The sequence below is a fragment of the Intrasporangium sp. DVR genome (assembly GCF_040365325.1).
GTDB lineage: Bacteria > Actinomycetota > Actinomycetes > Actinomycetales > Dermatophilaceae > Intrasporangium.
The window spans coordinates 41,906-68,123 of sequence record NZ_BAABZW010000020.1; the positions used below are offsets into that span (position 1 = coordinate 41,906).

Annotated in this window: 23 protein-coding genes, 1 tRNA gene and 1 riboswitch; of the genes, 14 read left to right on the plus strand and 10 right to left on the minus strand. The window is 68.5% G+C overall.

What is annotated here, in order from left to right:
* Positions 1 to 192: 192 nt before the first annotated feature.
* A complete protein-coding gene (locus ABWV20_RS16020; RefSeq protein WP_353356856.1) occupies positions 193 to 1,302 on the minus strand; it encodes an ABC transporter ATP-binding protein in 1,110 nt (369 codons plus the stop codon).
* A gap of 286 nt (positions 1,303 to 1,588) precedes the next feature.
* Between ABWV20_RS16020 and ABWV20_RS16025 the strand changes: the two genes are divergently transcribed.
* The 5 genes from ABWV20_RS16025 (at position 1,589) to ABWV20_RS16045 (ending at position 8,439) form a co-directional block, all read left to right on the plus strand.
* Entirely contained in the window at positions 1,589 to 2,908 is a 1,320-nt protein-coding gene (locus tag ABWV20_RS16025) for a sugar ABC transporter substrate-binding protein (protein ID WP_353356858.1), read from the plus strand.
* Between the two features lie 149 nt (positions 2,909 to 3,057).
* Positions 3,058 to 4,602 (plus strand): ABC transporter permease subunit, encoded by a 1,545-nt coding sequence (locus ABWV20_RS16030; protein WP_353356860.1) that lies wholly within the window; start codon positions 3,058 to 3,060, stop codon positions 4,600 to 4,602.
* Entirely contained in the window at positions 4,602 to 5,543 is a 942-nt protein-coding gene (locus ABWV20_RS16035) for a sugar ABC transporter permease (protein ID WP_353356862.1), read from the plus strand. The genes ABWV20_RS16030 and ABWV20_RS16035 overlap by 1 nt, the downstream gene beginning before the upstream one ends.
* Positions 5,540 to 7,432 (plus strand): glycoside hydrolase family 13 protein, encoded by a 1,893-nt coding sequence (locus ABWV20_RS16040; protein ID WP_353356864.1) that lies wholly within the window; start codon positions 5,540 to 5,542, stop codon positions 7,430 to 7,432. Before ABWV20_RS16035 ends, ABWV20_RS16040 begins: the two co-directional genes overlap by 4 nt.
* Positions 7,429 to 8,439 carry a LacI family DNA-binding transcriptional regulator gene (locus tag ABWV20_RS16045; RefSeq protein ID WP_353356866.1) on the plus strand — a complete coding sequence of 337 codons (1,011 nt, stop codon included), beginning with the start codon at positions 7,429 to 7,431 and terminating at the stop codon, positions 8,437 to 8,439. Before ABWV20_RS16040 ends, ABWV20_RS16045 begins: the two co-directional genes overlap by 4 nt.
* Positions 8,440 to 8,542: 103 nt before the next feature.
* On the opposite strand, the gene otsB is transcribed toward ABWV20_RS16045, so the two are convergent.
* Positions 8,543 to 9,325 carry a trehalose-phosphatase gene (gene otsB, locus ABWV20_RS16050; RefSeq protein WP_353356868.1) on the minus strand — a complete coding sequence of 261 codons (783 nt, stop codon included), beginning with the start codon at positions 9,323 to 9,325 and terminating at the stop codon, positions 8,543 to 8,545.
* A complete protein-coding gene (locus tag ABWV20_RS16055) occupies positions 9,322 to 10,878 on the minus strand; it encodes an alpha,alpha-trehalose-phosphate synthase (UDP-forming) (protein ID WP_353356870.1) in 1,557 nt (518 codons plus the stop codon). The genes otsB and ABWV20_RS16055 overlap by 4 nt, the downstream gene beginning before the upstream one ends.
* A 201-nt stretch (positions 10,879 to 11,079) precedes the next feature.
* Here ABWV20_RS16055 and ABWV20_RS16060 point away from each other — a divergent pair, with 201 nt between their 5' ends.
* From ABWV20_RS16060 to ABWV20_RS16075, 4 genes are all read left to right on the plus strand, one after another.
* Positions 11,080 to 11,511 (plus strand): CBS domain-containing protein, encoded by a 432-nt coding sequence (locus ABWV20_RS16060; RefSeq protein ID WP_353356872.1) that lies wholly within the window; start codon positions 11,080 to 11,082, stop codon positions 11,509 to 11,511.
* 76 nt (positions 11,512 to 11,587) lie between these two features.
* Entirely contained in the window at positions 11,588 to 13,330 is a 1,743-nt protein-coding gene (locus ABWV20_RS16065) for a protein kinase domain-containing protein (protein WP_353356874.1), read from the plus strand.
* A 265-nt stretch (positions 13,331 to 13,595) separates the two neighbouring features.
* Positions 13,596 to 13,691, plus strand: a riboswitch (cyclic di-AMP (ydaO/yuaA leader).
* A gap of 27 nt (positions 13,692 to 13,718) precedes the next feature.
* On the plus strand, positions 13,719 to 14,393 hold the full coding sequence (locus ABWV20_RS16070; protein WP_353356876.1) for a transglycosylase family protein: 675 nt from the start codon (positions 13,719 to 13,721) through the stop codon (positions 14,391 to 14,393).
* A 146-nt stretch (positions 14,394 to 14,539) separates the two neighbouring features.
* A tRNA-Thr gene (locus tag ABWV20_RS16075) sits at positions 14,540 to 14,612 on the plus strand.
* A 116-nt stretch (positions 14,613 to 14,728) separates the two neighbouring features.
* Here ABWV20_RS16075 and ABWV20_RS16080 read toward each other — a convergent pair.
* The 6 genes from ABWV20_RS16080 to ABWV20_RS16105 are packed head-to-tail and all read right to left on the minus strand — an operon-like array spanning position 14,729 to position 20,040.
* Positions 14,729 to 15,919, minus strand: coding sequence for a tyrosine-type recombinase/integrase (locus tag ABWV20_RS16080; protein ID WP_353356878.1), 1,191 nt, complete (start codon positions 15,917 to 15,919; stop codon positions 14,729 to 14,731).
* A complete protein-coding gene (locus tag ABWV20_RS16085; RefSeq protein ID WP_353356880.1) occupies positions 15,919 to 16,101 on the minus strand; it encodes a helix-turn-helix domain-containing protein in 183 nt (60 codons plus the stop codon). The genes ABWV20_RS16080 and ABWV20_RS16085 overlap by 1 nt, the downstream gene beginning before the upstream one ends.
* Complete coding sequence (locus ABWV20_RS16090) at positions 16,098 to 17,702, minus strand: replication initiator (RefSeq protein ID WP_353356882.1); 1,605 nt, start codon at positions 17,700 to 17,702, stop codon at positions 16,098 to 16,100. Before ABWV20_RS16090 ends, ABWV20_RS16085 begins: the two co-directional genes overlap by 4 nt.
* Entirely contained in the window at positions 17,699 to 17,983 is a 285-nt protein-coding gene (locus tag ABWV20_RS16095; RefSeq protein ID WP_353356884.1) for a WhiB family transcriptional regulator, read from the minus strand. Before ABWV20_RS16095 ends, ABWV20_RS16090 begins: the two co-directional genes overlap by 4 nt.
* A gap of 3 nt (positions 17,984 to 17,986) precedes the next feature.
* Positions 17,987 to 19,657, minus strand: a complete 1,671-nt coding sequence (locus ABWV20_RS16100) for an FtsK/SpoIIIE domain-containing protein (protein WP_353356886.1) — start codon at positions 19,655 to 19,657, stop codon at positions 17,987 to 17,989.
* A 2-nt stretch (positions 19,658 to 19,659) separates the two neighbouring features.
* The gene (locus ABWV20_RS16105; RefSeq protein ID WP_353356888.1) at positions 19,660 to 20,040 is read right to left on the minus strand and encodes a hypothetical protein; all 381 of its coding nucleotides are present in this window, start codon (positions 20,038 to 20,040) and stop codon (positions 19,660 to 19,662) included.
* Between the two features lie 136 nt (positions 20,041 to 20,176).
* Here ABWV20_RS16105 and ABWV20_RS16110 point away from each other — a divergent pair, with 136 nt between their 5' ends.
* From ABWV20_RS16110 to ABWV20_RS16130, 5 genes are all read left to right on the plus strand, one after another.
* Entirely contained in the window at positions 20,177 to 21,022 is an 846-nt protein-coding gene (locus ABWV20_RS16110; protein WP_353356890.1) for a GntR family transcriptional regulator, read from the plus strand.
* A complete protein-coding gene (locus ABWV20_RS16115; RefSeq protein ID WP_353356892.1) occupies positions 21,019 to 21,678 on the plus strand; it encodes an HAD family hydrolase in 660 nt (219 codons plus the stop codon). Before ABWV20_RS16110 ends, ABWV20_RS16115 begins: the two co-directional genes overlap by 4 nt.
* Positions 21,679 to 21,774: 96 nt before the next feature.
* Entirely contained in the window at positions 21,775 to 22,278 is a 504-nt protein-coding gene (locus tag ABWV20_RS16120; RefSeq protein WP_353356894.1) for a hypothetical protein, read from the plus strand.
* Positions 22,279 to 22,536: 258 nt separating this feature from the next.
* Positions 22,537 to 23,265, plus strand: a complete 729-nt coding sequence (locus tag ABWV20_RS16125; protein WP_353356896.1) for a hypothetical protein — start codon at positions 22,537 to 22,539, stop codon at positions 23,263 to 23,265.
* A gap of 717 nt (positions 23,266 to 23,982) precedes the next feature.
* Positions 23,983 to 25,167 carry a hypothetical protein gene (locus ABWV20_RS16130; protein WP_353356898.1) on the plus strand — a complete coding sequence of 395 codons (1,185 nt, stop codon included), beginning with the start codon at positions 23,983 to 23,985 and terminating at the stop codon, positions 25,165 to 25,167.
* Positions 25,168 to 25,920: 753 nt separating this feature from the next.
* On the opposite strand, the gene ABWV20_RS16135 is transcribed toward ABWV20_RS16130, so the two are convergent.
* On the minus strand, positions 25,921 to 26,218 hold a 298-nt coding region (locus ABWV20_RS16135), incomplete at its 5' end, for a hypothetical protein (protein ID WP_353356900.1).

Consider the following 26,218-nt stretch of genomic DNA (forward strand, 5'->3'; position numbering starts at 1 on the left):
TTTCGATCGGGAGCGGGCCGAGCGGCATACGGGATGGCGGTGTCGCGAACTGCTCTCTCGATCGGGAGCGCGCCCAGCGGCATACGGGATGGCGGTGTCGCGAACTGCTCTTTCGATCGGGAGGGAAGGGCTCTCTCGACATGGAAGGAGGGCCGGCACGATGTGCCGGCCCTCCGGATCCTGCTGGTGCGCTCAGGCCTCGATGCGCACGCCGGTCTCGGTGTTGAAGACGTGCAGGTGGCCCTCCTGCGGCTTGATGTAGACCGTCTCGCCCTTCTGCGGGGGACGGCGCCCGTCGACCCGCGCGATGAACGGTCGGTCGGACACCTCGTCGCCGTCGGCGTCGATCTGGTGTGCCTCGACCTTCGGCGTGCCGTAGATGTAGGCGTCGGCGCCGAGCTCCTCGACGACGTCCACGGTGATCGGCAGGCCGTCCCCCTCGGTGGTCAGCTCGACGTCCTCGGGGCGGACGCCGACGATGATCGACCTGCCCGCGGCGCCGAGCGCCTCGCGGCTGATCGGCACGATGGCGTTGCCGAACTTGGCGCCGCCCTCGTGGACCGGGGTCTCGACGAGGTTCATGGCGGGGGAGCCGATGAAGCCGGCGACGAAGACGTTGTCGGGGTGGTCGTACATCCGGCGCGGCGTGTCGCACTGCTGGAGGATGCCGTCCTTGAGCAGGGCGACCCGGTCACCCATGGTCATGGCCTCGATCTGGTCGTGGGTGACGTAGACCGTGGTGACGCCGAGGCGGCGCTGGAGCGAGGCGATCTGCGTGCGCGTCTGGACGCGGAGCTTGGCGTCGAGGTTCGACAGTGGCTCGTCCATGAGGAACACCTGGGGGGAGCGGACGATGGCGCGACCCATGGCGACGCGCTGGCGCTGCCCACCGGAGAGTGCCTTCGGCTTGCGCTCGAGGTACTCGGTCAGGTCGAGGATCTTGGCTGCCTCCTCGACCCGCTTGCGGATCTCGGACTTGTCGACGCCGGCGATCTTGAGGGCGAAGCCCATGTTGTCGGCCACCGACATGTGCGGGTAGAGCGCGTAGTTCTGGAAGACCATCGCGACGTCGCGGTCCTTGGGGGACAGGTTCGTCACGTCGCGGTCGCCGATGAGGATCCGGCCGCTGTTGACCTCCTCGAGGCCGGCGAGCATGCGCAGGGAGGTGGACTTGCCACATCCGGAGGGGCCGACGAGGACGAGGAACTCACCGTCCGCGATCTCGATGTTGAGCTTGTCGACGGACGGCCTCGGGTTGCCGGGGTACTGCCGTGTCGCGTTGTCGAACGTCACTGTTGCCATGGGCTTCGTTGCCTTTCCTTCACCGGCAGGAACGTGCCGGACGATCCGTTGTAAAGGGACGGTGCCCAACCACAGGAGGCCGGGCATGCCCATCATGTCCCACCGGGTCGGCGTTGCAAAGGGCGGGTGTGGTCGGGTCCTCTGGCGGTGCCGGTCGCGGAGTGGCCCATCCCACGCAGACGTCTGCAAGAATTTTCAGCAAGAGTCTTACGCGCTGCTGCAAATTCTTGCTACGGTCGGCGGACCACAGGTGGCGGCGTGTGCCACCGGCTTCGAAGGAGAATCCATGCACAAGCGTGCGTTTGGTGGCGTCGCCGTCATGGGCGTCGCCGCCCTGGCCCTCAGCGCCTGCGGCGGGTCGACCCCCACCGCGCCCAGCACCCAACCCGCCCAGAGCTCGGCGAAAGCGACGACGACCGGGGTCCCCGAGACCCCCACCGGAACCGCCGCGCCCGTCCGTGACGCCAATGTCGATCTCGTCATCTGGACCGACGCCGACCGCTCCAAGGCGGTCCAGAAGTACGCCGACGAGTTCGCCGCGGAGAACGGTGTGACCGTCAAGGTCCAGATCTCGACGGACACCCGCGCCCAGTTCAAGGACGCCACCAAGGTCGGCAAGGGTCCCGACGTCATCGTCGGTGCCCACGACTGGCTCGGCGAGCTGGTCCAGAACTCCACCGTCGCCCCGATCAACCTCTCGGCCGACGTCGCCTCGAAGTTCCTGCCGAACGCCATTGCCGCCACGAAGTTCAACGGCCAGTCCTACGGCGTCCCCTACGCCGTCGAGAACATCGGCCTGATGTACAACAAGGACCTGGTGCCGAACCCGCCCCAGACCATGGACGAGCTCGTCGCCACCGGTGAGAAGCTCGTCAAGGAGGGCAAGGCCAAGCAGGTCCTGTCGCAGTTCGTCTCCAAGACGGGCAACGCCTACTTCGCCTACCCGTACCTGTCGGCCTTCCCCGACGGCGGCATCTTCGCCGTGAAGGACAACGGCGACTACGACCCCAACAAGCTGCTCGTGAACAGCCCCGGCTCGATCAAGGGCGGTGAGGTCCTCGCCGCTCTCGGCAAGAAGAAGATCCTCTCGACCAACGTCGACGACACGAACCAGGACGCGCTCTTCGACACGAAGGCCGCCCCGTTCATGATCAGCGGCCCGTGGAGCGTCGCCAAGGCCAAGGAGGCAGGTGTCAACTACGGCATCGCCCCGCTGCCCAGCCTCGCCGGCGGTGGCGCGATGAAGCCGTTCCTCGGTGTGCAGATGTTCTACGTCTCCAGCAAGGCGAAGAACGCGACGCTCGCGCAGGAGTTCGTCACGAACTACATCCCGCGCAAGGAGGTCCAGCTGGCCCTCTTCGAGGTCGGCAAGCGCCCGCCGGCCCTCAAGGAGGCCTACGACGAGGTCGCCGCGAGCGACCCCGACGTCAAGGCCTGGTACGAGGCCGGTGCCGATGGTCTCCCGATGCCGAACATCCCCGCGATGAACTCGGTGTGGGGCCCCTTCGGCCAGGCGACCGCCGACATCATCTCCGGCAAGTCGGACCCCAAGACGCGTCTTGACGCGGCCGCCAAGGAGATCGCGGCGAACATCGCCAAGGGCTGAGCTCCCTTGATCTGAAACGGCTTCCGGGACCCGCCGCAGCTGCGGGTCCCGGAGGTCGTCCCCCGCACGGGGGCTCAGGGGAGCGTCGCTGGCTCCCCCTTCCTGCATCTACGGCAATGGCGCCGGGCCGGCGCAAAGGGAAGTGGCTCATGACCAAGCTCACCGCACTCGTCATCAAGTGGGTGCTCATCGCGCTGGCCCTGGCCGGTGTCCTGTGGGTCGCGACGCAGCTCGCGATCGCCGGGAACACCATGGCCGTCGTCGTGGCCGGCATGGTCGGCATCGGCATCCTCGCCGTCTACGGAACACGCCGGAACGTGCCGCTGAAGTACCTGCTCCCGGGGATGCTGCTCCTCATCGCGTTCCAGCTGTGGCCGATCATCTTCACGGCCAGCCTCTCGCTCACGAACTACGGTGACGGACACCTCTTCTCCAAGGAGGAGACGGTCACCGACATCATCGCCCAGTCTGTGCGTGAGGTGCCGGACAGCCCCCGCTACCGGATGTCCGTCGCGACCAAGGAAGGGGCGTCGGCGACGACCGGCGATCTGGTCCTGCTGCTGACCAAGCCCGACGGCACGACGCTCGTCGGCGACACGACCGGCCTCCAACCGCTCCCCGCCGAGGGCGTCGAGAAGACGACGGCGGGCAAGATCACCAAGGCGCCCGGCTACACGATCCTCACCGCGCGCGAGGTCAACGCCCGAAGCAAGGACCTCTCGGCGCTCGCCGTCCCGACCGGCGACGGCGGCGGGATCAAGCCCGTCGGCCTCTCTGAAGCCTTCGAGGGCAAGCCATCCGTCACCTACGACGCGAACGCCGACCGGCTGACCGACTCGAGCACGACGCCGCCGACGGTCTACGAGCCGAAGAACGCCCGGTGGGTCAGCACGGCCGACCCGTCCGTGGCCTTCCCGCAGGGCTGGCAGGAGAACGTCGGGTTCTCCAACTTCTCGCGCATCTTCACGGACGAGACGCTCCGGGCCGGCTTCGTCAAGATCTTCGTCTGGAACGTCGTCTTCGCCGTGGTCTCCGTGCTGTCGACCTTCCTGCTCGGCATGCTCATCGCCCTGCTCTTCAACGACCCGCGGCTCAAGGGCAAGGCGATCTACCGCTCGCTGCTGATCCTCCCGTACGCGCTGCCGGGGTTCATCACGGCGCTCGTGTGGCGGGGCATGTTCAACCAGGACTACGGCCTCATCAACGGCACCCTCGGCCTCAACGTCGACTGGCTCGGCTCACCCTGGGGGGCCAAGGCCGCCATCCTGATCACCAACCTGTGGCTCGGCTTCCCCTACATGTTCATCGTCTGCACCGGCGCGCTCCAGTCGATCCCGAAGGATGTGCGGGAAGCGGCGATCATCGACGGCGCCAACGCCTTCCGCACCCTGCGCTCGATCATCATGCCGCTGCTGCTCGTGGCGGTGGGCCCGCTGCTCATCGCGTCGTTCGCCTTCAACTTCAACAACTTCGGGCTCATCTACCTGCTCACCAAGGGTGGCCCGTTCGACGGCAACGACACGAGCATCGGCTCGAGCGACCTGCTCATCACGTACGCCTACCGGCTCGCCTTCTCCGGCAGCGCGCCGAACTACGGCTTCGCGGCTGCGGTGTCGGTCGTCATCTTCATCATCGTCGCGCTCATGACGATCCCGGCGTTCCGCCAGACCAAGGCCCTCGAGGAGGTCAACTGATGTCCACCGTGAACGCCCCCGTGCCCACCGACCCCCGCTTGGAGACCAGAGTCGAGGCCGCGGTGGGGCGCCACAGCGAGACGCCGGACCGCGGCGGCCTGGGCGGGCGGGTCTGGTGGCGGCACCTGCTCGGCATCCTGGCCCTCGTCTGGGCGCTCTTCCCGATCGTCTTCATCTACTCGGCGGCCACCAACCCGAGCGGCACGCTCAACACGGCCAGCCTCCTGCCGTCGGGGTTCTCGCTGAGCAACTTCGACAAGCTGTTCTCGGACCCGGCCCGCCCCTACTGGAGCTGGTACAAGAACTCGATGATCATCTCCGGCTTCGGGGCGCTGGCGGCGGTGTTCATCGGGGCCTGCGCGGCCTTCGCGTTCTCCCGCCTGCGGTTCACCGGGCGCCGTCCCGGGATGCTCGCGCTCCTGCTCCTGCAGATGTTCCCCGCGATGCTCGCGCTGGTGGCGCTCTACATCACCTTCGCGAAGATCGGTGACGTCCTGCCGGCGTTCGGCCTCAACACGTCGATCGGCCTCATCCTGGCCTATCTCGGTGGCGCGATGGGGTCCAACGTCTGGCTGCTCAAGGGCTACTTCGACACGGTGCCGAAGGAGCTCGACGAGGCGGCGACGGTCGACGGGGCCAGCCACGCCCGGATCTTCTTCACGATCACCTTGCGTCTGGTCATGCCCATCCTCGTGACGGTCTTCATGCTCGTCTTCGTCGGGCTCTACGGCGAGTTCATGCTCGCCAGCATCTTCCTCACCGACGTCGAGAACCAGACGCTCGGCGTGGGTCTCTACGGCATGACGCTCGGCAACGACGCGAACCAGTTCTTCGGCCAGTTCGCGGCCGGGGCCCTGCTCGCCTCGATCCCGGTCGTCGCGCTGTACCTGGCGTTCCAGAGGCAGCTGGTCGGCGGACTCACCCAGGGCTCCGTCAAGTGACCGACGCACCCGCGCTGGCCCCGTCGTGGCTGGCTCTGCCGCACCACGACGGGTCCACGCGGTACGTCGCCAACCCCACGCCGCGGCTCGGCGAGGTCGTCGAGGTGCTGGTGCGGGTGCCCCTGGGGGCGCAGGTCACCGGCGTGCACGTGCGGGTGACGCCCGATGGCGAGCAGGAGTTCGTGCCCGCGGTGCTGCTGCGGGAGACGGCGACCGATGCCTGGTGGGCGGCCCCCGTGCCGTGCCACAACCCGGTGACGAACTACCGGTTCCTCCTCGTCGGCGGCCCGACGAAGTATGCGTGGCTCAACGGGAGCGGCGTCCACCATCGGGACGTTCCCGACGCGAGCGACTTCCGGCTGGTGGCCCACGAGAGCCCGGCGCCGGAGTGGGCCGAGGGCGCCGTCGTCTACCAGATCTTCCCGGACCGGTTCGGCCGCTCGAGCGCCGCCGACCACCGGGCCCTGCCGGACTGGGCGATCCCGGCGCGGTGGGACGAGCCGGTCCAGACGAACCACCCAGCGGTCGCGCGCCAGCTCTACGGCGGTGACCTCGACGGCATCGTCGAGCACCTCGACCACCTCGTGTCGCTCGGCGTCGACGTCATCTACCTGACGCCGTTCTTCCCGGCGCGGTCGAACCACCGTTACGACGCCTCGTCCTTCGAGGAGGTCGACCCGCTGCTCGGCGGCGACGCGGCGTTGCGTCGGCTGACCGAGGCGGCCCACGCCCGGGGGATGAAGGTGATGGGTGACGTCACCACGAACCACACGGGCGCAGCCCACGAGTGGTTCATCGCGGCCAGCGGTCCCGACGGGAAGGACCGGCCGGAGCGGGACTACTACATCTGGGAGGACGGCGACTACGTCGCCTGGCTCGGTGTCAGGTCCCTGCCCAAGCTCAACCACCTCAACCCGGAGCTGCGGCACCGTCTCTTCGAGAGCCCGACGGGCGTGGTGCGCAAGTGGCTCGGCCCCGTCGGCGGCCTCGACGGGTGGCGAGTCGACGTGGCCAACATGACGGGACGGTGGCGGGCCACGGACGTCAACCACGACGTCGCGCGCCAGATGCGGCAGGCCATGGTCCGGCATGCGCCCGAGGCACTCGTCGTCGGCGAGCACTTCCACGACTACACCGTCGACCTCCCGGGCGACGGCTGGCACGGGGTGATGAACTACGCCGGGTTCTGCAAGCCGGTGTGGAACTGGTTGCGTGAGGAGGGTCCCGACCCCATGACGATGGGCGCTCCCGCGCCGCTTCCCGTGCTCGACGCGGCAGGGGTCGTCGAGACGATGCGCGACTTCACCTCGCGCATCCCGTGGCAGACCCTGGTCCACTCGTTCAACCTCGTCGGCTCGCACGACGTGACCCGCATCCGCACCCTGGTCGGAGGGGACAGCCGACTCGTCGACGTGGCCGCCGCACTGCTGTTCACCATGCCGTCGATGCCGATGCTGACCTATGGCGACGAGATCGGGATGGAGGGGGAGTTCGGCGAGGACGGACGGCGCCCCATGCCGTGGGCCGAGTCGGAGTGGGACCTGAGACTCCTGGAGGTCTTCCGGCGGCTCATCGCAGCGCGTCGCGGCTCGGACGCCCTACGGCGCGGTGGACTACGGTGGGTCCATGCGGACGGCGACGCGATCGTCTTCCTGCGCGAGACAGTCGGTGAGTCGGCTCTCGTCCACGTGGCGCGGGCAGCCCACGGGCCGGTCGAGGTGCCGCTCCACCTGCTCGAGGGCGTGCAGACGGGGCGTGCGGCCTACGGGACGCCGCTCGACATGACCACGGTGGCTGTCACACTGACCGCCACGGAGCCGGGGGCCCGGGTCTGGGTGTGGAAGCCGACGGACGGGGGCGCGGAGCCGCGCCGAAAGAGGGAGTCATGAAGGCGCGACTGCGCGACATCGCGGTGCAGGCGGGAGTGTCCGAGGCGACCGTCTCCAGGGTGCTCAACGGCAAGCCGGGCGTGGCCGACTCGACCCGCCAGTCCGTCCTGACGGCACTCGACGTCCTCGGCTACGACCGCCCGAGCAGACTGCGTCGCAAGAGCGCCGGGCTCGTCGGCCTGATCGTGCCCGAGCTGACCAACCCGATCTTCCCGGCCTTCGCGCAGGAGATCGAGACCTCGCTGGCGCAGAACGGCTACACGCCGGTGCTCTGCACCCAGACCGCCGGGGGAGTCCACGAGGACGACTACGTCCAGATGCTGCTCGACCGCGGCGTCGCCGGCATCATCTTCATCTCCGGCCTGCACGCCGACACGAACACCGACCCCGACCGCTACATCGCGCTGCGTGAGCGCGGGCTGCCGCTCGTTCTCGTCAACGGCTACATCGAGGGCGTCGACGCGCCCTTCATCTCCAACGACGAGGTCGCTTCGATGGGCCTCGCCCTCGAGCACCTCGTCAGTCTCGGCCATCGGGAGATCGGGCTGGCCGTCGGTCCGGAGCGGTTCGTCCCGGTCATCCGCAAGATCGCCGGCTTCCGCAACTCCATGCAGGAGCTGCTCGGCCGCTCGGACGTGGATGACCTCATCGAGCGCTCGCTCTTCTCGGTCGAAGGTGGGGCCACCGCGGCCGGACGGCTCATCGACAAGGGCTGCACGGCCGTCGTGTGCGGCTCGGACATGATGGCCCTGGGCGTCATCCGTGAGGCCCGCAAGCGTGGGCTCAACGTGCCCCGCGACTTCTCGGTCGTCGGCTACGACGACTCGCCGCTCATCGCGTTCACCGACCCGCCGCTCACGACCGTTCGTCAGAGCGTGCCGTCGATGAGCGCGGCGACGGTGCGCGCCCTGCTCGACGAGATCGCCGGGCAGCCCTCGCCCCGCGCGGAGTACGTCTTCCGCCCCGAGCTCGTCGTGCGCGGGTCCACGGGTGCCCTTCGGCGCTGACGCGCGTCGGCCGTATGCCGCTGGGCCCGCTCCCGCTCCGACGTGACCTCGGCTGCCCGGTGGAGTCCTGGGTGCGCTCCCGGGGCCACCGGGGACGGCAGGGTCAGCGAGCCGACGCGAGCCGCTCGAGGGCTGCGACGACCGCGGCCTCGTCGTCGACGCGGTAGCGAGCGGCGGTCGATCCCGGCCCGACCTTGACCGTGACGTCCTCAGGACGGGTCATCCGGGTGAAGACGTCCTCGTCGGTCACGTCGTCGCCGAAGTAGACGCGCGACGTCACGCCCCGGGCACGGCCCAGCGCGGTGACCGCGGAGCCCTTGTCGGCGTGCGACACGGACAGCTCGAGCACCGACTTGCCCTTGAGGACCTTGACCCCGGGACGGCCCAGGGCCAGCTCCCGGGCCTCGGTGACCGCCGCGTCGGCGATGTCGTCGTCGAGCCCGCGGGTGTGGACGACGATGGCAGCGGCCTTGTGCTCCAAGGATGCCCGTGGGTGGCGCTCGGAGATGAGGCGCGTGATGTCGGTGGTGAGCGAGTCGAGCACCTCCTTGTCCTCCTGGGTGACCGCTGCAGCCTCCATCGCCTCCCGGACGTCGTCGTTCGACGACTCGGCCCCGTGGCTGCCGATGAGGACGATCGGCTCTGCCTCGGCGACTCCCGTCAGGGCGCGCAGGGTGTCGAGGTCGCGACCGGACACGAGTGCCACCGTCGTTGCCGGCAGGGCGGCCAACGCTCGCAACGCCTCCAGGCCGCCCGGCGTGGCCCGCACCGCCATGGGGTCGACGTCGAACGGGGCGAGCACGCCGTCGAAGTCGGTGGCGACGAGCAGTCCCGGGGCCGAGGCGGCCACGTCCAGGGCGTCGTGGAGTGTCGCGGTGCGGTTCACGTGGCGGTTCTCCCGCTCATGGCCCGGACCGGCACCCCGTCGGTCTCCGTGAGGGGGCCTTCACTGACGGTCGCCGTGGGAGCCGACTCGTGGGGTGCCACCGGAGCGGAGGTCGCTCCGCCTCGCGGGTCGGGCGCCGGCACGTCGGGCGCCGCGTCGAGGGCGGCCAGGTAGCGCCTGGCCCAGCGCTGGACGTCGTGGTCCGCGACGCGACGGCGCAGGGCGCGCATGATCCGCTCCCTGTCGCGCTTCGGCGTGTTGATCGCGCGGAGCATGGCCTGCTTGAGGCCCTCGATGTCGTGCGGGTTGCAGGTGAAGGCCTGGTGCAGCTCGTGCCAGGCGCCGGTGAACTCGCTGAGGACCAACGCGCCGCCCAGGTCGTGGCGGCAGGTGACGTACTCCTTGGCGACGAGGTTCATGCCGTCGCGCAGCGGCGTGACGAGCATGACGTCGGCGGCCTGGAAGAGGGCAGCCATCTCCTCGCGCGGGTAGGAGTGGTGCAGGTAGTGGACGGCGGGCGCGCCGATCTTGCCGAGCTCTCCGTTGATCCGCCCCACGGTCTGCTCGATCTCCTCGCGCAGCGAGCGGTAGGCCTCCACGCGTTCCCGGCTCGGTGTGGCGACCTGCACGAGGGTGACGTCCGGTGGTCCGATGTGGCGCTCGAGGAGGAGCTCCTCATAGGCCTTGAGCCGGTGCCGGATGCCCTTGGTGTAGTCCAACCGGTCCACGCCGAGCATGAGGACCTTCGGGTTTCCGAGGCTCTCGCGGATCTCGTCGGCTCGCGCCTTGACCTCGGGGCGCTTGGCGAGTGCCTCGAGTCCTTGGTAGTCGATGGAGATGGGGATGGCCGTCGCTCGGACTCGGCGGTGGGACCCGTCGTCGAGGGCGACGCGCTCACCCTTGGTGCGCAGGCCGAGGAGCTGGCGGCACGCGCGCACGAAGTTGCGCGCGTCGGCCTGGCGCTGGAAGCCCAGGAAGTCGGCCCCGAGCAGGCCCTCGAGGAGGCGGGCGCGCCACGGCAGCTGGGCGAAGAGCTCGACGGGCGGGAACGGGATGTGGTTGAACCAGCCGATCCGCACGTCCGGGCGCAGCTCGCGAACGAAGGCCGGGGCCAGCTGGAGCTGGTAGTCCTGGATCCAGACGCGGGCGCCCGGCGCGGCCTCCTCGGCCACCGCTTCGGCGAACCGCCGGTTGACGCGCACGTAGGCGGCCCACCATTCGCGGTGGAACGAGGCCGGGACGATGACGTCGTGGTAGATCGGCCACAGGGTGTCGTTGCTGAACCCCTCGTAGAAGTCGCGGACCTCCTCGGCGCTGAGACCGACCGGCCGCAGGTGCATGCCGTCCTCGTCGAAGGGCTCAGGCGCCTCACCGGCATCGCCGGACCAGCCCACCCACGCGCCGGGGTTCGACCGCATCACCGACTCCATGGCGGTCACGAGGCCGCCCGGGCTGCGGCGCCATCCGACGTTGCCCTGCTCGTCGACCTGCTTGTCGACGGGGAGGCGGTTCGCGGCGACGACGAGGTCGAATCTCTTCCTGGGGGACGTCACCGAATCAACTCCTGGCGGTGATCTTTCAGATGTCTGGCCCGATCAGGATGACCCCGGACGGGCGTGGGGGCGACGTGTCTCACTCTAACGACCGCAGCTCTGGCGCCTGGAGTGGTCCCGTTCTAGGGTCGTCCCAAGGGCAGGCCGCAGTCTGGGTTGCCCGCACATCTCGGACATACCCGTTCGTCGAGGAGGGCTAGCGTGAAGATTTCTGACGTTTTGCGCCACAAGGGTGGCGAGGTCGTCACCGTCAAGCCCGACGACACCGTCTCCACCCTGCTGGCCAAGCTGGCGGAGCACCGGATCGGCGCCTGCGTCGTCAGTGCCGACGGCACCCATGTCGATGGGATCGTGAGCGAGCGTGACGTCGTCCGCCACCTCCACTCGGCGGGCCCGGCGATCCTCGAGGGAAGTGTCGCGACGATCATGACGAGCGACGTGACGACGGGCACGGCGCACGACGACGTCGCCGACATGGCCGGCACGATGACCGAGCTGCGCGTCCGGCACGTGCCGATCCTGGACCCCGACGGCAGGCTCTCGGCGATCGTCAGCATCGGTGACATCGTCAAGCACCGGCTCTCGGAGCTGCAGTCGGAGCGCGACCAGCTCCGCGACTACATCACGCACTGAAGGCGCACTGACGGCGCGCCGCCCGGCGCGGCCCCAGGCGGGCTCGACGAGGCCCTCGGTCAATTACCGTAGGGGCATGCCTGCGCACGACCGGACCCGCTGGGTGCCCGCACCCCCGGTGGGTGCGCGGCGCACCGGTCCGGACGGAGCGGCCGGCGGAGGTCGGCCCCGCCACGAGCGGATCGGCAGCTACCGTCTCGTCGAGGAGATCGGCGAGGGCGGGATGGGGGTCGTCCACCTGGCCCTCGACCCTCGCGGCCGCGCGGTCGCGATCAAGGTGCTGCGACCCCACGTCGCCACCGACGACGAGGCGCGACTGAGGCTGCAACGCGAGGTCGACACGCTCTCGCGCATCCGCGACCACCGGGTCGCCACCGTCATCGACGCCGACGTGATGGCTCCGCGGCCCTACATCGTCACGCGCTACGTCCCGGGTCCGGCCCTGGACGACTGGGTGGAGGAGCACGGCCCCCTGGACCCGGACGCGTTGCTCCAGCTCGCCTGTGGGACTGCTGAGGCGATCCGGGCCATCCACGCCAGCGGCGTCGTTCACCGCGACATCAAACCCGGCAACGTCCTTCTCGAGGACGGTGAGCCGGTCCTCATCGACTTCGGCATCGCCCACATCCAGGATGACGTTCGTCACACCATGGGTGGCCTCGTGATGGGCACTCCCGGCTACCTCTCGCCGGAGCTCGTCGAGGGGGCCGCGATCACCGACGCGACCGACTGGTGGGGCTGGGCGGCCACGATCACGTTCGCGGCCTCCGGCAGGCCGCCGTTCGGTCGCGGCCGGATGGACGTGGTGCTGGCCAAGGTCCGTGCGGGCGAGGTCGACCTCGACGGCGTCGACCCGAGGCTGGTGCCGCTCCTGCGAGCATCCCTGTCGCCCAACCCTGGCGGCCGGCCTCACGCCGACGACGTCATCGACGCCCTGGCCCGGTTCGCCGCGGGGCGGGCCGCCACCGTGCCGACCCCCCACGGGGGCACCTGGGACAACGCCATCGGGGAGACCACCGCGGTCGAGGTCCCGACTCCGGGCGCGACCGAGGTCTTCCAGCCGCGGAGCACGGCAGTCCACCCGGTGCTGCCCACCCCACCACGCGCCTGGCCCGCGCCTCGTGCGGAAGCGAGCCCAGCGGCATACGGCCGGCTCGAGGACGACGACGAGTGGGAGGACGACTACCACGACTACGACGACGGCGCCTACCCCCCCGCCCGAGAGGGAGATCCGCGGATCGGACTGCCCAGGCGGACCGGCACGCTGGCGGCGGCTGCGCTGGCCTGGCTCGGCGCTCTCGCCCTCTGGCCCGGGTTCGCCGTCGTCGCGCTCGTCGGCTGGTCCGTCGTCGCCCGAGCCGTGGATCGCTCGATGACCGGGCTCGTGCTGCGGCGCTTCGACCACGGGCGGCGTCCGAGCGACGTGCCGTGGGCCGTCGTCACGAGCCCGTGGCACCTCGTCGTCGGCGCCGTCGCGACTGCGGTCGCGCTGCTGCTGCCGGTCGCGGTGGCCGTCGCCGGGGTCTTCTCCGCGGCGCTCTTCCTCAGTGGGACCGTCGGGAGCGAGCTCGACCCGGGCACATCCGCAACCCTGCTCGCTGGGGGGGCGCTGGGCCTCGTCATGCTGTGGTGGGGGCCCGGGCGGACCTCGCTGCGGCGGGGGACGCGCTCGATCGTGCGCCGACTCGTGCCTGCCGGACCTCCCAACCAGGTCGTGGGCCTCGTGCTCTCGGCCGGTGGGATGGTGGTCGCCCTCGTGGGGTTGAGCCGGGGCGTCAGCACGTGGTCCCCGTTCGGTGGAGGTCCGTTCGGGCCGTGAGGCGCGCAGGCGGATCAGAGATCGAGTAAAGAGATGGTCAAGTGAAGATCACGAAAAGATCTCGGATCTGCTTGTCACCGCCCTCTCCGTCACGTAGCGTCAAGCCTCGATGGCCTCCGCACCACTCCCTCGAGCGGGCGGTCGTCACCACATTGGCTCCACACGGTGTGGCATGACAATTTCACAACGCCACCCATAAGCGGTCCCTGAAGCGCCGAGCCTCGCCAGCCAGGGACGTCACCGGAAGACCCGGATCGCGCGAGGACGGGGGACCCAAGTGTGCCGGCGCTCCGCCGGCTGGGGGTGAAGTCGCCACCGCGACAGGGCCAACCTGACGGCCCCAACCCGACAGCTAACCCCGCAGGCGCCCGTCAGGAAGGGATCCCCCATGCACTACCAGCCGAAGCACGCTGCCCAGAAGCGTCCCCGGGTCAAGCAGCGCATCGCCGGCGTCGGCCTCGCCGGAGCGGCCACCGTCCTCGGCGGAGTCGCCACCGCGGGCACGGCCCGGGCCGACGGCTCCGTGTGGGACCGCGTCGCGCAGTGCGAGTCGAGCGGCAACTGGAGCATCAACACCGGTAACGGCTACTACGGCGGCCTGCAGTTCTACCAGCCCACGTGGGCCGGCTACGGCGGCCTGCGGTACGCGCCCCGCGCGGACCTCGCCACCCGGGCCGAGCAGATCGCCGTCGCCCAGCGCGTCCTGGCGGCGCAGGGGCCCGGGGCCTGGCCGGTCTGCTCCGTGCGAGCCGGTCTGACCAGGGCCAACGGCGGTGCCACGAGCGCCCCGGTCCGGGCCAGCCGGAGCGCCACGAAGACGACGACGAAGAAGACCTCGACCAAGAAGACGTACGCTCCCTCCCGCCCCAAGACGGTCAACCGCGCGCCTGCCGTGTCGACCGGCCGGGGCGCCAAGGTCACGGTGCGGTCCGGTGACACCCTCTCCGAGCTCGCCGCGAAGCACGACGTGCGCGGCGGCTGGCAGGCCCTCTTCAGCGCCAACCGCGGCACCATCCGCAACGCCAACCTGATCTACGTCGGACAGGTCATCCGGCTCCCCTGAGCGGACCTCTTGCCCTGACGGGCTGCACGGACCGGGCGGTCCCGTGACCACTTCCCCCTGAGTGGCCGCGGGGCCGCCCTCCTTTTCCCGTATGCCGCTGGGCTCGGTTACGCTTTCGCCGTCCCTCACCGGCGTGGCGGGGGCCTGCTGGCGTGGCGCAATCGGTAGCGCACCTGTCTTGTAAACAGGTGGTTAGGGGTTCGAGTCCCCTCGCCAGCTCAGACGCCGACATCGCCCTGACCTGCATCGATGCGGGTCGGGGCGATTCGTCATTTCGGGCCGAGGGCCTCGTGATCGGGGTTCTGCTAACGCGGTTGCTAACAGGGGCCATCGGGTCAGCCCTCGTCGGCAGTGTCGACGAGGCTCGCGAAGACGGTCGCGACCTCGGCCGCCTGGTCGGCTAACACGTGGGCATAGGTGCGCAGGGTCACCGCAGGATCCGCGTGCCCGAGGCGGCGGGCGACGACGTGGACCGGTACGCCGGCCCTCAGCAGGAGAGTTGCGTGGACGTGCCTCAGGTCGTGGAACCGGATCCGGGGGAGGGGAGTGGCGCCGTCGGGTAGGTGGTCGTTGTACTCGGTGATCCGCTTGCTCATGAGCTGAGTGGGGGAAGACGGGTAGAGGGGCGCGCCGATCTCCCGTCGGAAGACGAGATCTCCGGGGACCCACGACTGCATGGCTCGCTGACGCTCCACCTCCTGGCGGGTTCGGTGCTCACGAAGAGCCGCGACGGTGCCGGGGTCGATGGAGACGATGCGCGACTGGCCGGCCTTGGTCGTTCCGGCGACAAGCTGCGAGTCGATGACCTGGACCGTGCCGGTGATGTGGACGCGCGGGTTGTCGCCGTCGAGCGTCACGTGATCCCAGCTGAGATTGAGCAGCTCGCCGCGCCTCGCGCCGGTGTATGCGGCGAGGCGGAAGAGGGCGAAGAGTCGGTGATCCTCGAGGAGCGCGAGGAAGGTTCGCAGGTCCTCGGCAGTCCAAGACACGTCGACGCGGTCGCGGCCCTTCTCCTGCCGCGGGCGCTTGGCCCGGACGGCGGGATTGGACGACAGCAGCTGGTCGGCGTGGACGGCGTCGTTGAGTGCCTTGCGCAGCAGCGCGTGCACATGGTTGACCGTGCGCGAGGAGAGCGGACGGCCTGCCTTCCCGCCGTGCGCCAGCAGGTCGCGGTAGAGCGTGCTCAACGTCGAGGGCTTGACCGCCTGCAGTCGCATCGACCCGATGTGCGGGACGACGTACATGGAGATGAGTTCGGCGTAGCCGGCACGGGTGCGCGGCTTGACCTCGAGGGCGTGGACCGCGAGCCAGTCCGTGAGGAACTGCCTCACGGTGACGCTGTTGGAGTGGACGTACTCGCCACGACGGGCAGCGACCCGGGCGGCGTCCCTGGCCTCTTTGGCCTCCCGCTCGGTGGGGAAGCCGCCCACCCATCTGGGCTTGCTCACTCCTCGTGCGTCGGTGACGCGGATGACGTACGACCAGGAGTTGCCGCGTCTGATCACGCCATCGCGAAGCTGCGCCATCAGGCGAAGGTCCGGTCGAGTGCCTCGACGAAGGCCAGCACGTCGCACCCTCGCACGCGGCGGACACCGTCGATCTTCACCGAGGGCAGGGCTCCGGAGCGCACGAGCTCGTAGACCTTCGAGCGGCTGACGCTGAGGAAGTGGGCCACCTCCGGGATCCGGTAGAGCAGTTTGTCGTTCATGCCGCTGAGTCCTTCCCCTGATCTGAATCGGTTGCCGAACTGCTGTCCACAGGTGGTGAGCCGCGTGGCGCCGCGAGGGCTTTGGCCTGCTCGTACTGCACGCGCCATCGCTGGGCTTGCCGGAGCGATTGGGCGATGACGGTGGTGTAGTCCCTCTCCGGCACCGGGACGTCTTCCCAGACGAACCGGGGCTGCCCGTCGGTGTCGAGGACGTCGGCTGCCATCCGGTCCGCGTCGGGGGCGTCGATGCCGGCCTCGTGGAGGACTTCGCGGACGACGGCGGCTCGGTCGGCGCGGTGCTGGCTGAGGGTCTTGCCGGACCACTGCCGGGAGACCAGGACGCGGCGGCCGCCGAGGCCGAGGTGCTCGCGGTCGTGGGCCTTGGACGGGCACTGCCCGGGGATGAGGCCGGGGCCGGCGTCCTTGGGCTGGATGCCGTAGCGGATCCAGTTCGCGCAGGCCGGGGAGCAGGGCAGCCAGCGGACCTCGCGGTGCAGCCGGTCGATGTGCCGCTCGTACGCGACCGCGCCCGGGCCGGGGTCCTCGTCGTCGGTGTGGTCGGTGGGCGTGGCGTAGGTGTCGGCGACGGACTTGGTCAGGTACTTGCACAGGTACCGCACGGCCCGGTCCGAGTCGGGGGTGCCGCCGAGCAGGCCCTTGATGTCAACCTGAGATCCGAGTCGCAGGACGTGCATCGGCTCGGCGTCGTCTTCCTGGTCGAGCTCGTCGAGGGCCTCGTCCCAGGTCGGCAGGGCTGCTCCGGTGTCGGGGTCGAGGTAGCCGCCGAGGTCCTCGTGCCAGCCGGGCAGGTAGTCGTTGTCGTAGATGACTTGGTCGATGGGTGGCCACCAGATCGCGGCGTAGGTGGCTTTGGCGACGGCCTTGATCGTCGCGCGGGGGATGGCGCCGCGGACGGCGGCGTGCAGGTGCGGGGCGAGGCGTCGTTGGGGTTCGACGGCGGCGAAGTACTGGACCTTGTACCCGGCCGCGCGGCGCAGGTTCTGCCAGAACCGGTCCACCAGGCGCGGGAAGAGCAGCGCGTCGAGGGCGGCGCGCCGGTAGTCGTAGCTCCTCGGGTTACGAGGCACGCCCGTGCCGGGGATCACCTTCCCGTACGAGGGCAGCGTGATCGTGACGAACATCGAGGGCCGATAGGTGCGGCCGGTTTTCTCGTCGGTGAACGCGCGGCCGATGGTGCGGTCTTCGACGGGCAGCACGGGCAGGTCCGGGAAGCCGGGCAGGTGCCGGGTCGAGCGCACCCTGCGTGCCTTCTCGACCGCCTCCTCCTCGTCGTCGCCCTGCTCATCGTTCAGCTCGTCCTCGAGGTCGACGTCCGGGTCCTCGCCGTCAGTCCCGGTGTGGCGGGGTGGGTCCTCGGTGAGGTGCCAGCCCTCCCGGCACTGCTGCATCCGAACCCGGCGAGCCTTCTCCGCGCAGGAGGGGCAGACCTTCTCCCGCGTGGAGCCGCACGGCAGCGGGATGGTGGTCACGGCCCCGGTGAGCCGGTCGGTGACCTTGCGCAGCAGCGGCCGGATGCACACCCCGGCGCTGGAGGCGGCGGCGACGGCCATGTCGGTGGTGACGCCCAGGTCGACGTTCACGCCGCACCCCCCAGCTCGACGTCCGCAGGGGCGCGTCGTTCGTGGATGCGCATGAGATCCGGCGCGTTCGGGTCGTGGTACCGCCCGGCCCAGAACCCCGCCGTCACCCGGAGCCGGTCGGCCTGCTCGGCGCACTGCCGCTTGACGGGGCACACGTGGCAGGTGCGGGTCATCGCGGCGAGCTGGCCGAGGGTCGCGTCGAACCACTCGCCCGTCCACGGCAGGTCCGGCCGCTCCACGACGCAGGCCGCCGAGTCGATCCACTCGTTCCCCCGAGCCATGGGTTACGCCGCCTCAGGCCCGAAGTCGCCCGACTCCACCGACTCCGACCCGGTCGTGCGGGGCTGACGGGTGCGGGGCTTCCGAGGCGACCGCGGCTTGCGCCCGGCCGGGAAGTCCTGAACCCGAGCGGAGGGGACGTCCTCCGAAGGAGGCACGTCGTCATCCACCGGCACCTCCGGCGCAGCCGCATCAGCAACCGAGACCGCCTCCTCAACGACGAGGGCGGGGTACGTGGCGGCGGTGTGACGGACGAGCTGGTCGGGCCAGTAGTCGGCGCGGACCCGGTCGAGGGTGCCGTCCTCCTCGACGACCCACGCCGACCCCGGGGCAGCTGGGGAGAGCCGGTGTGCGGGTGCGAGGGCGGCGGTGCCGTCGCCGAGGACCATCCGGGTCTCCTCCGGGGACCGGAGGCGCAGGGCGATGGTCTGGGTGAACAGGCCGCGCATGCCGACGACCTCCTTGCGTGGGTCCTGCACGCACGCCAGGACGACGACGCCGAGGGCTCGGCCCTGGGTGAGGACCTCCGAGAGCAGCCGGGAGGCTTCCCGCTTGGTGTCGCTCTCGGCGTACGCGGTCAGGGCGGCGAGCTCGTCGATGACCAGGACGTGCAGCGGGTCGCCCGGCCGCGGTACGTGGAGGCGGGAGACGCCGGCCATGGACCGACCGCGCTCCTCGACCACCGTCAGCAGTCGGCGCAACGTCGCGATGGCGTCGGTCGGGGTGATGGCGACGGTGGTGAACAGGGGCCGGCCCATCATCACCTCGACACCGCGCTTGAGATCGACACCCCAGAGCCGGACGAGGTCGGCGCGGACAGCAGGGGCGAGGCCACCGCAGACACCCCACAGCATCGAGCCCTTCCCCGAGCCGGAACAGCCCACGACGAGGGTGTGGCGGCCGCGGACCTGCAATGCCCAGGCGGTGCCGTCCTGGCGACGCCCGAGCGTCACAGTGTCCACGGTCAGGTCATGCCCAACGGGCGATGGGATGACGGCCTCTGCCGGGTGGGCGAGGGCCTCCCGCATGACCAGGTCGACGTCGAGCACCGAGGGTGTCCAAGCCTTGACCCGGTAGGAGACGGCGGAGAACGCGGCGGCGAACGCGGGCGCGGCCTTCTCCAGATCCTCCAACGTCTGCCCGATCCGGGCCTTGACCCTCAGGGTCAGGGTGTCGCCCTTCGTGAGAGCGTCCATCAGGCGCGGGTGGACCCACTCCGACGCCGTCGAGGTCGTCGAGACCAGAAGCCAGCTGTCGCGTTTCGGGGCGAGGGACCAGGAGCGGCGGCGCACTTTCCGCTGCACCGACAGGCCACACTCCCGAGCGAGCTTCGGCCAGATCCGGCGAGCCCGGTGCCGCCACCCCCACCGGCGCGACGGGCCAGCGCAGAAGCGCTCGTACCCGACCGGCCAACCCCACTCCCACAGCGCCGAAACAAGCCCCGGCACAAGGCCGAGCAGCACGAGCAGGCGGCCCTTCCCCGGCTGCCCGAGCGGGAACGCGACCAGGGCGGCGGCGAGGACGACCCAGAACACGAACCGCCCGTGTCGAGCCATCCAGCGGACCCCGAGCCGCGCGACCTCGAAGCTCGAGGCTGCAGCGGTGTGAGTCAGCCGGGCGGCCCGGGAGCCGACCGAAGCCGACCCCCGAACCATCCCCTGCGTTGCGGCGGTCATGGTCAGGCCGCCTTCTGACCCTGCTGGGCGGGCTTGCCCTCGTCGACGAGCCGCTCGGCCCGCCACATCTCCGAGAGGCCACCGGCCTTGTTGACCCGCGCCTCGACCGTCAGGCCGACGAACTCCACCGGCGCGAACTCCCCCGTCACCGGACGGTGCGGGCAGCCGACCTCGACCAGGGCCGTGGCCATCGACTCCCGGCCGAAGCTCGACTGCTTGAAGACGACCTCCACCTGCCACAGCGGCATCCCCGTCGCCTCGTCCCGCGCCTGCGTCTCCGAGGGGCGGCGCTTCCCGTCCTTCTCCTCCCACTCCTTGACCTCGTTGACGATCCCCGTCGAGCGCATCGACTGCCGCTTGCTGTCTACCGCGTAGAACGACATCGGACTCCACCTTTCTGTATGGCTAGGTTGGCTAGCCAAGTGACGATGAAGCCAGACTGGACCAACTTGGCTAGCCAAGTCAAGACGAAACGACGATTTGGCTAGGCGAGTTGGTCAAATCGCTACCCTTGGGGGCATGAGCCTCGACCCGGACGACCCGCGCCCGCCATACCAGCAGGTGGCAGCCTCCCTGCGCGCGGCGATCCTGACCCGCAAAATCGCCCCGGGGGACAAGCTGCCCTCACAGATGGAGCTCGGCCGGCACTACGGCGTCGCACGGATGACCGTCCAGCAGGCGCTGCGCATCCTCAAGGACGAGGGCCTGATCGTCTCTCGCCAGGGCAGCGGCGTCTTCGCCCGAGCCCGTACCGAGAAGCCCATCGGCCTGCGGCCCCACATCGAGCGCGCATTCGAGCAGCCCCAGGTCGAGATCGACTTCTCCGGCTACACCGCCGAGACCCTCCACGGCATCATCGCCGAGCCCCTGGACAAGATCCGCTCCGGCCGGCTCACCCCACAGTCCATCCGGATCCGCATGCTGCTCTCGGATATGAACCGGCCTCTATCCCTTCCGGTCCGGACAGACGGCGACGTCGAAGCCTCCGGCCCGGTCCGGCAGCGCATGGCTGACATCAGCGCCCGCCACGCCGGAGCCATCGAAGCCACCGTCGAGGAACTCTGCGACCTCGGCCTGGTCCCCGAGTGCAGCATCGAAACCCGGCTGCACGGCTCCGCGCCGCTGTTCAAGGTCTACATCGTCAACCGGACCGACGCCTTCTTCGGCTACTACCCCGTCGTCAAACACGACGTCCGCATCGGCGGGAAGAAGCAGGCCATCTTCGACCCCATGGGCAAAGACGCCGTTCTCTTCCAACGGACCGACGACGGGGACCCCGACTCCACCGACTCCCAGTTCGTCACCCAGACCCGACAATGGTTCGACAGCGTCTGGAACACCATCGCCGCCCCCAAACAGCCGTGACCAGCGCCGACGAACTCGTCCACGCCGCCAAGGCGATCCTCCTCGACTTCGACGGACCCGTCACCCCCCTCATGCCGGCCCCGGTTAACGCCCTGGCGGCCGATGCGGCCCGAGCAGCACTGAAGGGCGTGGAACTCCCGGCGGACGTCGCGACGACCACGGACCACTTGACCGTGCTCCGGTGGACCGCCAGCGGCGCACCCGACCGGCTCGCCGACGTTGAAGACGCCTGCGTCACAGCAGAAATCGCAGCCGCACGAATCAGCGAGCCCACAGCCGGCGCCCTCGACTTCCTCCGCTGGTGCCAAGAGCAAGGCAAGCCCGTCGTGATGGTCAGCAACAACGCCGCAGAAGCGATCACCACCTACCTCCACCGCTTCGAGGCCACCAGCCTCGTCCGAGGCATCGTCGGCCGCGAACCACGACGCCCCGACCTCCTCAAGCCCCACCCATCGCTCGTGCTCGCTGCGCTCGAGCTTGCCCAAGCCGAACCCGCACAGGCCGTCCTCATCGGAGACTCAGTTACTGACATCGAGGGAGCCCGCGCTACCGGAGTGCCGTCAATCGGGTACGCCAAGACCCCGGCGAGGGGGCGAGATCTCAATGAGGGCGGCGCCGACGCTCTCGTCGACACAATGGACCTTCGACGGCAGTAAACGTCCGACTCTGCCGATGAGCGCGCTTCGTCACAATGTGATGTCGCGGCCGCACACCGGTGTCTTCAGCCCGTTGTTCAGCCCTATGTTTCGGGCATGTCGACGACTCGCAGGCTGGCCGCTAGCGCCGTCGTAGGACTCGTCGCCCTTCTCCTTAGCGGTTGCACGCCACGACCGCCCGGCTTCGTTGTCGTTGGCCGTGACAGTCACGGCACCGCCATTGGAGGGATGGTCGTGTGCAGCGACCCTCCCGACCACGCCGTATTCGAGGCCATCGCGCAACTCGAGAAAGGCCCCCCGGCCGGGACGCGGGCGACATGGCAGTTCAAGCGCGAAGCGCTCCAGCAAGGGCCCACCATCACCTGGGCCCTGCTCGGTAGCACCGACCGCGACAACATCCGCTCCCTGACAACGCTGGAGGTCGCCCCAGAGGACGCGATGTCGCTCTACGTGCAAAGGGACCCCCAGGACGGCGCCTCCGGGATCGACTTCACTATGACTCAGGTCAACGAGCTCCCGATCTCGCAGTTTCTCTACAGAGACTCACACGACAAGCGTCGCGGTACCGAGGCCGACGTGCTCAGCGCCGCCCACTGCTAACGCTGAAGACGAGACGACCACCAACCGGTCTCACCAACGCTGCAACGTCCGGAGATGCCGCGCTGAGGGGGACTACGATCGCCCGACCATGCCGCCGAAGGCGCACAACATCAGAGCCATGACGATGTGTCAGTGACGTAGCGTCTGGGCGTGCACATACTTGACCTCGCCGCACGGAAGTTCTGGCGCGCCACGGGCCGTGCCGTGGATACGTGCGGTGCGGACTCGTGGCTGAGTGCTCCCACCAGCACGGGACAGGTGGTGCGCGACGGCTGGCTGCTCGCCGAGGCCGAGCGGCTGGGCGGCAGGATCGAGGTGGAGAGACCGGCGGCGGGATTGATCGCGTCGATGGCTGACCTCAACGGCCCGGGGTTCGACGCGAGCCAACTCGATCCGCTGGTGCGAAACTTCTACGAGCACACCGCACGGTGGCGCATGGAAGCGTGGACCAGCTGGTCACCGGCATTTTGGCCAGGCGGTGAACTGGTGTCGCGTCTCTTTGGCAAGCGCGTGCAGCAACTGGCGCTACCGATGCGTCCGCTGGACGTGGCACATGGCATCGACAGCCGGGTGTCCGTGATCTTGGATATCGCCGGCAGGCAGTTGGGCGCCGCCTGGCTACGTACACTCCGCGCTACGGGGGATTACGTCTTCAGTGGCTTCTACTCCGTCAGGTCACTACCCGGGGCGGACCGGCCCAGCGTGCACGTCGCATTCCCGCTGGAGGCCGGAAACGTACAGGTGTTTCTTCGGCCATACGCCGACGACGGCGCACTCGTGCTGAAGTCGCCTCGTGGAAGATTCGGGGACGACGGGGCCTATGTCCTCGTCGAGGACGGCGGATGCTCGTTCGCTGCTCGAGTGCCAGTTCATGAGTCGTTCCGCATCTATGTCGATCCCGGCGGGGTCCTTCGCACTGATCACGTGCTTCAGTTGTGGAACACGACTGCGATGCGTCTCCACTACAAATTGGAGCGCACCGATTAGCTCGCCGTTGTTGGAGAGCGCCTGACGTGGTGCTCACCCGGGTCTGGGCGGCCGTTTTGCTCCTTCTCGAACGTCCGCTCATCAGCGGGAGGTGTCTAGGGTGAGGGCTGGGTGCGGTGCCGGTGTCTCGTCGTCCGTCCCCCGGATTGCTAATCGAGCTTTCAGCGGCGCTCGGCAGCGTGTCCCCAAGCTGTGTCGACAGCGCGACGGAGCGCGATACCACGGGGGTTTCCTCAATGCCGCTCGCTCCCGCCTTATGAACGCCACACCGCGACCCTGGAAGGCGCGGTTCGTGCCGAAAGCGCACTAACCAGACCGCCTCACCGCACGTCAGAACCCTGCGTCGCTCGAGCCCCGAAAGTCTACAAACTCGGGCCGAACGACGACATCGAGCCGCTCCCGCCACACGGCACGTCCTGACGCGCTGAACCGATCGGGCGGGATGGGACAGGCGACCCGGTACCCGGGGCAGTTGAACAGGATCGACGCAAGATCGGCGTCGAACGTGGGCTGGAACACGCAGGCGCTCCTCGCTCTTGACTGCCAAGACAAAACCCAGCTGGGGTAGGGCCGCAAACCCTCGTTTAGGGGCTCGACACGTCAAAGAATCGAGGAGCAAAATTTTCGGCGCGCGCGCCTCGCGACTCACTGCTACCTTCGGGCTACGGGGGCGAACAAACATTGCTTGGCCCCTACAACTCACACAAGGAGGCAGCAATGCGCCGAAGTCAGCTGTTCGCTGGCGCCGCATCAATGCTCATGGCAATGGGCTTGTTTGCGGGTGCCCCATCATCCGTGGCCGATACTCGCCAAGAACGCGTCGTATCTCACGACGCCTTCGAGGTCGTAAAGACGGGCAAAGACGCCAACGGCCGCGTCTATCGCGTGGTTGAGTTGTTCACCCCATCGGAGAGTTCTGGATTCTCGGTGGGCGAGGGGAGTTTCTCGACATCCGAGCGCGGTGTTGAACGCGCCGAACTGAGAACGCTTCCGGCGCCCACAGGGAAACCCATCCTAAACCTCACCATCACTTCGTTCGCCGATGAAGTGCGGGTGGAATCGCCACGTGAGACACTGCGGACGTCAAAGGCTTCCGGGGCACTCGTCGCCGATGGGGGGCGCACCCTAGTCCTCCGCGGGCTTCAGCCCGGCGAGAGTACTCAGATAGAATTCGATTCCACCGGCAGCCAAGGGGAACAGATCACTCGAAGCCTACCCCTGAGAACCCTCGAGGCGAATACCGCGGCAGCGGCCCTGGCAACGGCGTTTCAGTATGCGAACGCGGTTCAGTACCAGACCTTCATCAGTCCTCAGTACGTTGGGATGGACCTCATGACCAACGTGGGATGCACTGAGGGGTACGCAATGGGTGGCCGCTATTTCGGTGGAGACAACCGAGGCTTTCGAGCACCGCCAGCGTCAAGTCCCGAGTGGGACACAGACCAGCGGTACCGGACAATGCAGTTCGCAGTCGTCAACTGGGACAATCCCGATGGCTACCGGATGATTGTTTTCAAGAAGGTTTCCGCCACTCGGCTCTACAACGCATCGAAAAGCCTGATTTCTACGCGAACGGCTAGCTCCAGCGGACTGGAGTTCAAAGAGGCGTCATCCTCCTCCACGTACGCGCAGGTGCGCTTCTCGACGGTCGTCGGCAACCCCTACTGCACTTTGGGAACGATCCGGTACAGCGTTTTGAACAGGATGTATCGGAGCGGGTTGGTTGAGACTGTGGGCTGGAAGAACCAGGCTCCCAGCCATGAAGTGTACGCACGTTTCAATGACTCACTCGGCAACGAATACTGGAAGACATTGGGCCAGTGGAACAACACTGGTTTCTATTGCCTCGTTGAGCCCGCCTGTTCCAATGTCACAGTGAGCAAGAGCGCCCGAGCCAGTTAATCTTCCACTTACCCAAGTCGGATCCTAGGGCGGCGCAAAAGCCCAGCACGCCCGCCCTAGGATCCGGCTCTGGGCGACAATTTGTCATGAACGATTGCGGCACCGATCAGGGACGCGAGAAATCCCGGCAATAGGAAGAACGGTATTAAGACGAGCCACCCGGGAACCAAATACAGCACTAGGACGACGGGGACTACTGCTGCTAGGGCCCAGGCCACCAAGCGAAAGAAACTCGCTTCGCCGACTTTCATCTGATATCGCCAGATGGCGCTTTGAAGCCCAGCCACTGCCACCATGGTCGCGTACACCGGCCAGAACTCGGGGAGACGTGCGGCGGCCCTTAAGATGTTGTGAATTCCCCCTGTGAGAACGATGTACGCGAGGAAGACAGATAAATAGAGCCCCACACTGACACAGAACAACATTGCAGTACATCTCCACGAGCAAAGGACGCGGCGATGCCTCGCGGGCTGACGGGTATCGTCGTCTGATCTTCTCAGAAACAAGTGGAATTGCTCCAATCTCGTTGGGCGCTAGCCCCAGGTGGTCGCTGGCCACACTCGACTATAACTCAAGCGATCCCGCACCGGCCGCATGCTCGCAAATGGAACCCGAGGGGACATCTCGAGTACTCTAAATGATACTCGCCTCTCTTAGAATGTTGAGACGAACGGCTGATATTCTCGTTTTTACCCCCCGGAGCGGGCGGCTACGCTCGCGCGTTGATGCCGCCGAAAGGCCAAATCTGGTCCGTCATTTCCTTCGTCGGGCGCGCAGGTCGCGCAGGGTGACGATGGGCAGACCTCCGAGCGCGGCCGTGATCTCGGCGAGCTCTTGCTCGGTCACGTTGAAGCACACGGAGTAGCCGGTGTCGGTCATCTCCGCGACCCATCGCATCGAGGCGTCGTACAACTCGACGTTGATCGACCACGGCGCGAAGGTGCGAAGGATCAACGCGTGGGCAGCGTCGCGAACATCCAGGTCGACGCCCATGCCGGGATCTCCCTTTGACGGCTCTTCGGAATCAAGCATGGGCTGGGCCTCGCCGGTA

Excerpts from the sequence above, each read along its gene's own strand:
- ABWV20_RS16020 (WP_353356856.1), bottom strand. The coding sequence starts at position 1,302 with ATGGCAACAGTGACGTTCGACAACGCGACACGGCAGTACCCCGGCAAC.
- ABWV20_RS16025 (WP_353356858.1), top strand. The coding sequence starts at position 1,589 with ATGCACAAGCGTGCGTTTGGTGGCGTCGCCGTCATGGGCGTCGCCGCC.
- ABWV20_RS16030 (WP_353356860.1), top strand. The coding sequence starts at position 3,058 with ATGACCAAGCTCACCGCACTCGTCATCAAGTGGGTGCTCATCGCGCTG.
- ABWV20_RS16035 (WP_353356862.1), top strand. The coding sequence starts at position 4,602 with ATGTCCACCGTGAACGCCCCCGTGCCCACCGACCCCCGCTTGGAGACC.
- ABWV20_RS16045 (WP_353356866.1), top strand. The coding sequence starts at position 7,429 with ATGAAGGCGCGACTGCGCGACATCGCGGTGCAGGCGGGAGTGTCCGAG.
- ABWV20_RS16065 (WP_353356874.1), top strand. The coding sequence starts at position 11,588 with ATGCCTGCGCACGACCGGACCCGCTGGGTGCCCGCACCCCCGGTGGGT.
- ABWV20_RS16070 (WP_353356876.1), top strand. The coding sequence starts at position 13,719 with ATGCACTACCAGCCGAAGCACGCTGCCCAGAAGCGTCCCCGGGTCAAG.
- ABWV20_RS16080 (WP_353356878.1), bottom strand. The coding sequence starts at position 15,919 with ATGGCGCAGCTTCGCGATGGCGTGATCAGACGCGGCAACTCCTGGTCG.
- ABWV20_RS16085 (WP_353356880.1), bottom strand. The coding sequence starts at position 16,101 with ATGAACGACAAACTGCTCTACCGGATCCCGGAGGTGGCCCACTTCCTC.
- ABWV20_RS16095 (WP_353356884.1), bottom strand. The coding sequence starts at position 17,983 with ATGGCTCGGGGGAACGAGTGGATCGACTCGGCGGCCTGCGTCGTGGAG.
- ABWV20_RS16100 (WP_353356886.1), bottom strand. The coding sequence starts at position 19,657 with ATGACCGCCGCAACGCAGGGGATGGTTCGGGGGTCGGCTTCGGTCGGC.
- ABWV20_RS16105 (WP_353356888.1), bottom strand. The coding sequence starts at position 20,040 with ATGTCGTTCTACGCGGTAGACAGCAAGCGGCAGTCGATGCGCTCGACG.
- ABWV20_RS16110 (WP_353356890.1), top strand. The coding sequence starts at position 20,177 with ATGAGCCTCGACCCGGACGACCCGCGCCCGCCATACCAGCAGGTGGCA.
- ABWV20_RS16120 (WP_353356894.1), top strand. The coding sequence starts at position 21,775 with ATGTCGACGACTCGCAGGCTGGCCGCTAGCGCCGTCGTAGGACTCGTC.
- ABWV20_RS16130 (WP_353356898.1), top strand. The coding sequence starts at position 23,983 with ATGCGCCGAAGTCAGCTGTTCGCTGGCGCCGCATCAATGCTCATGGCA.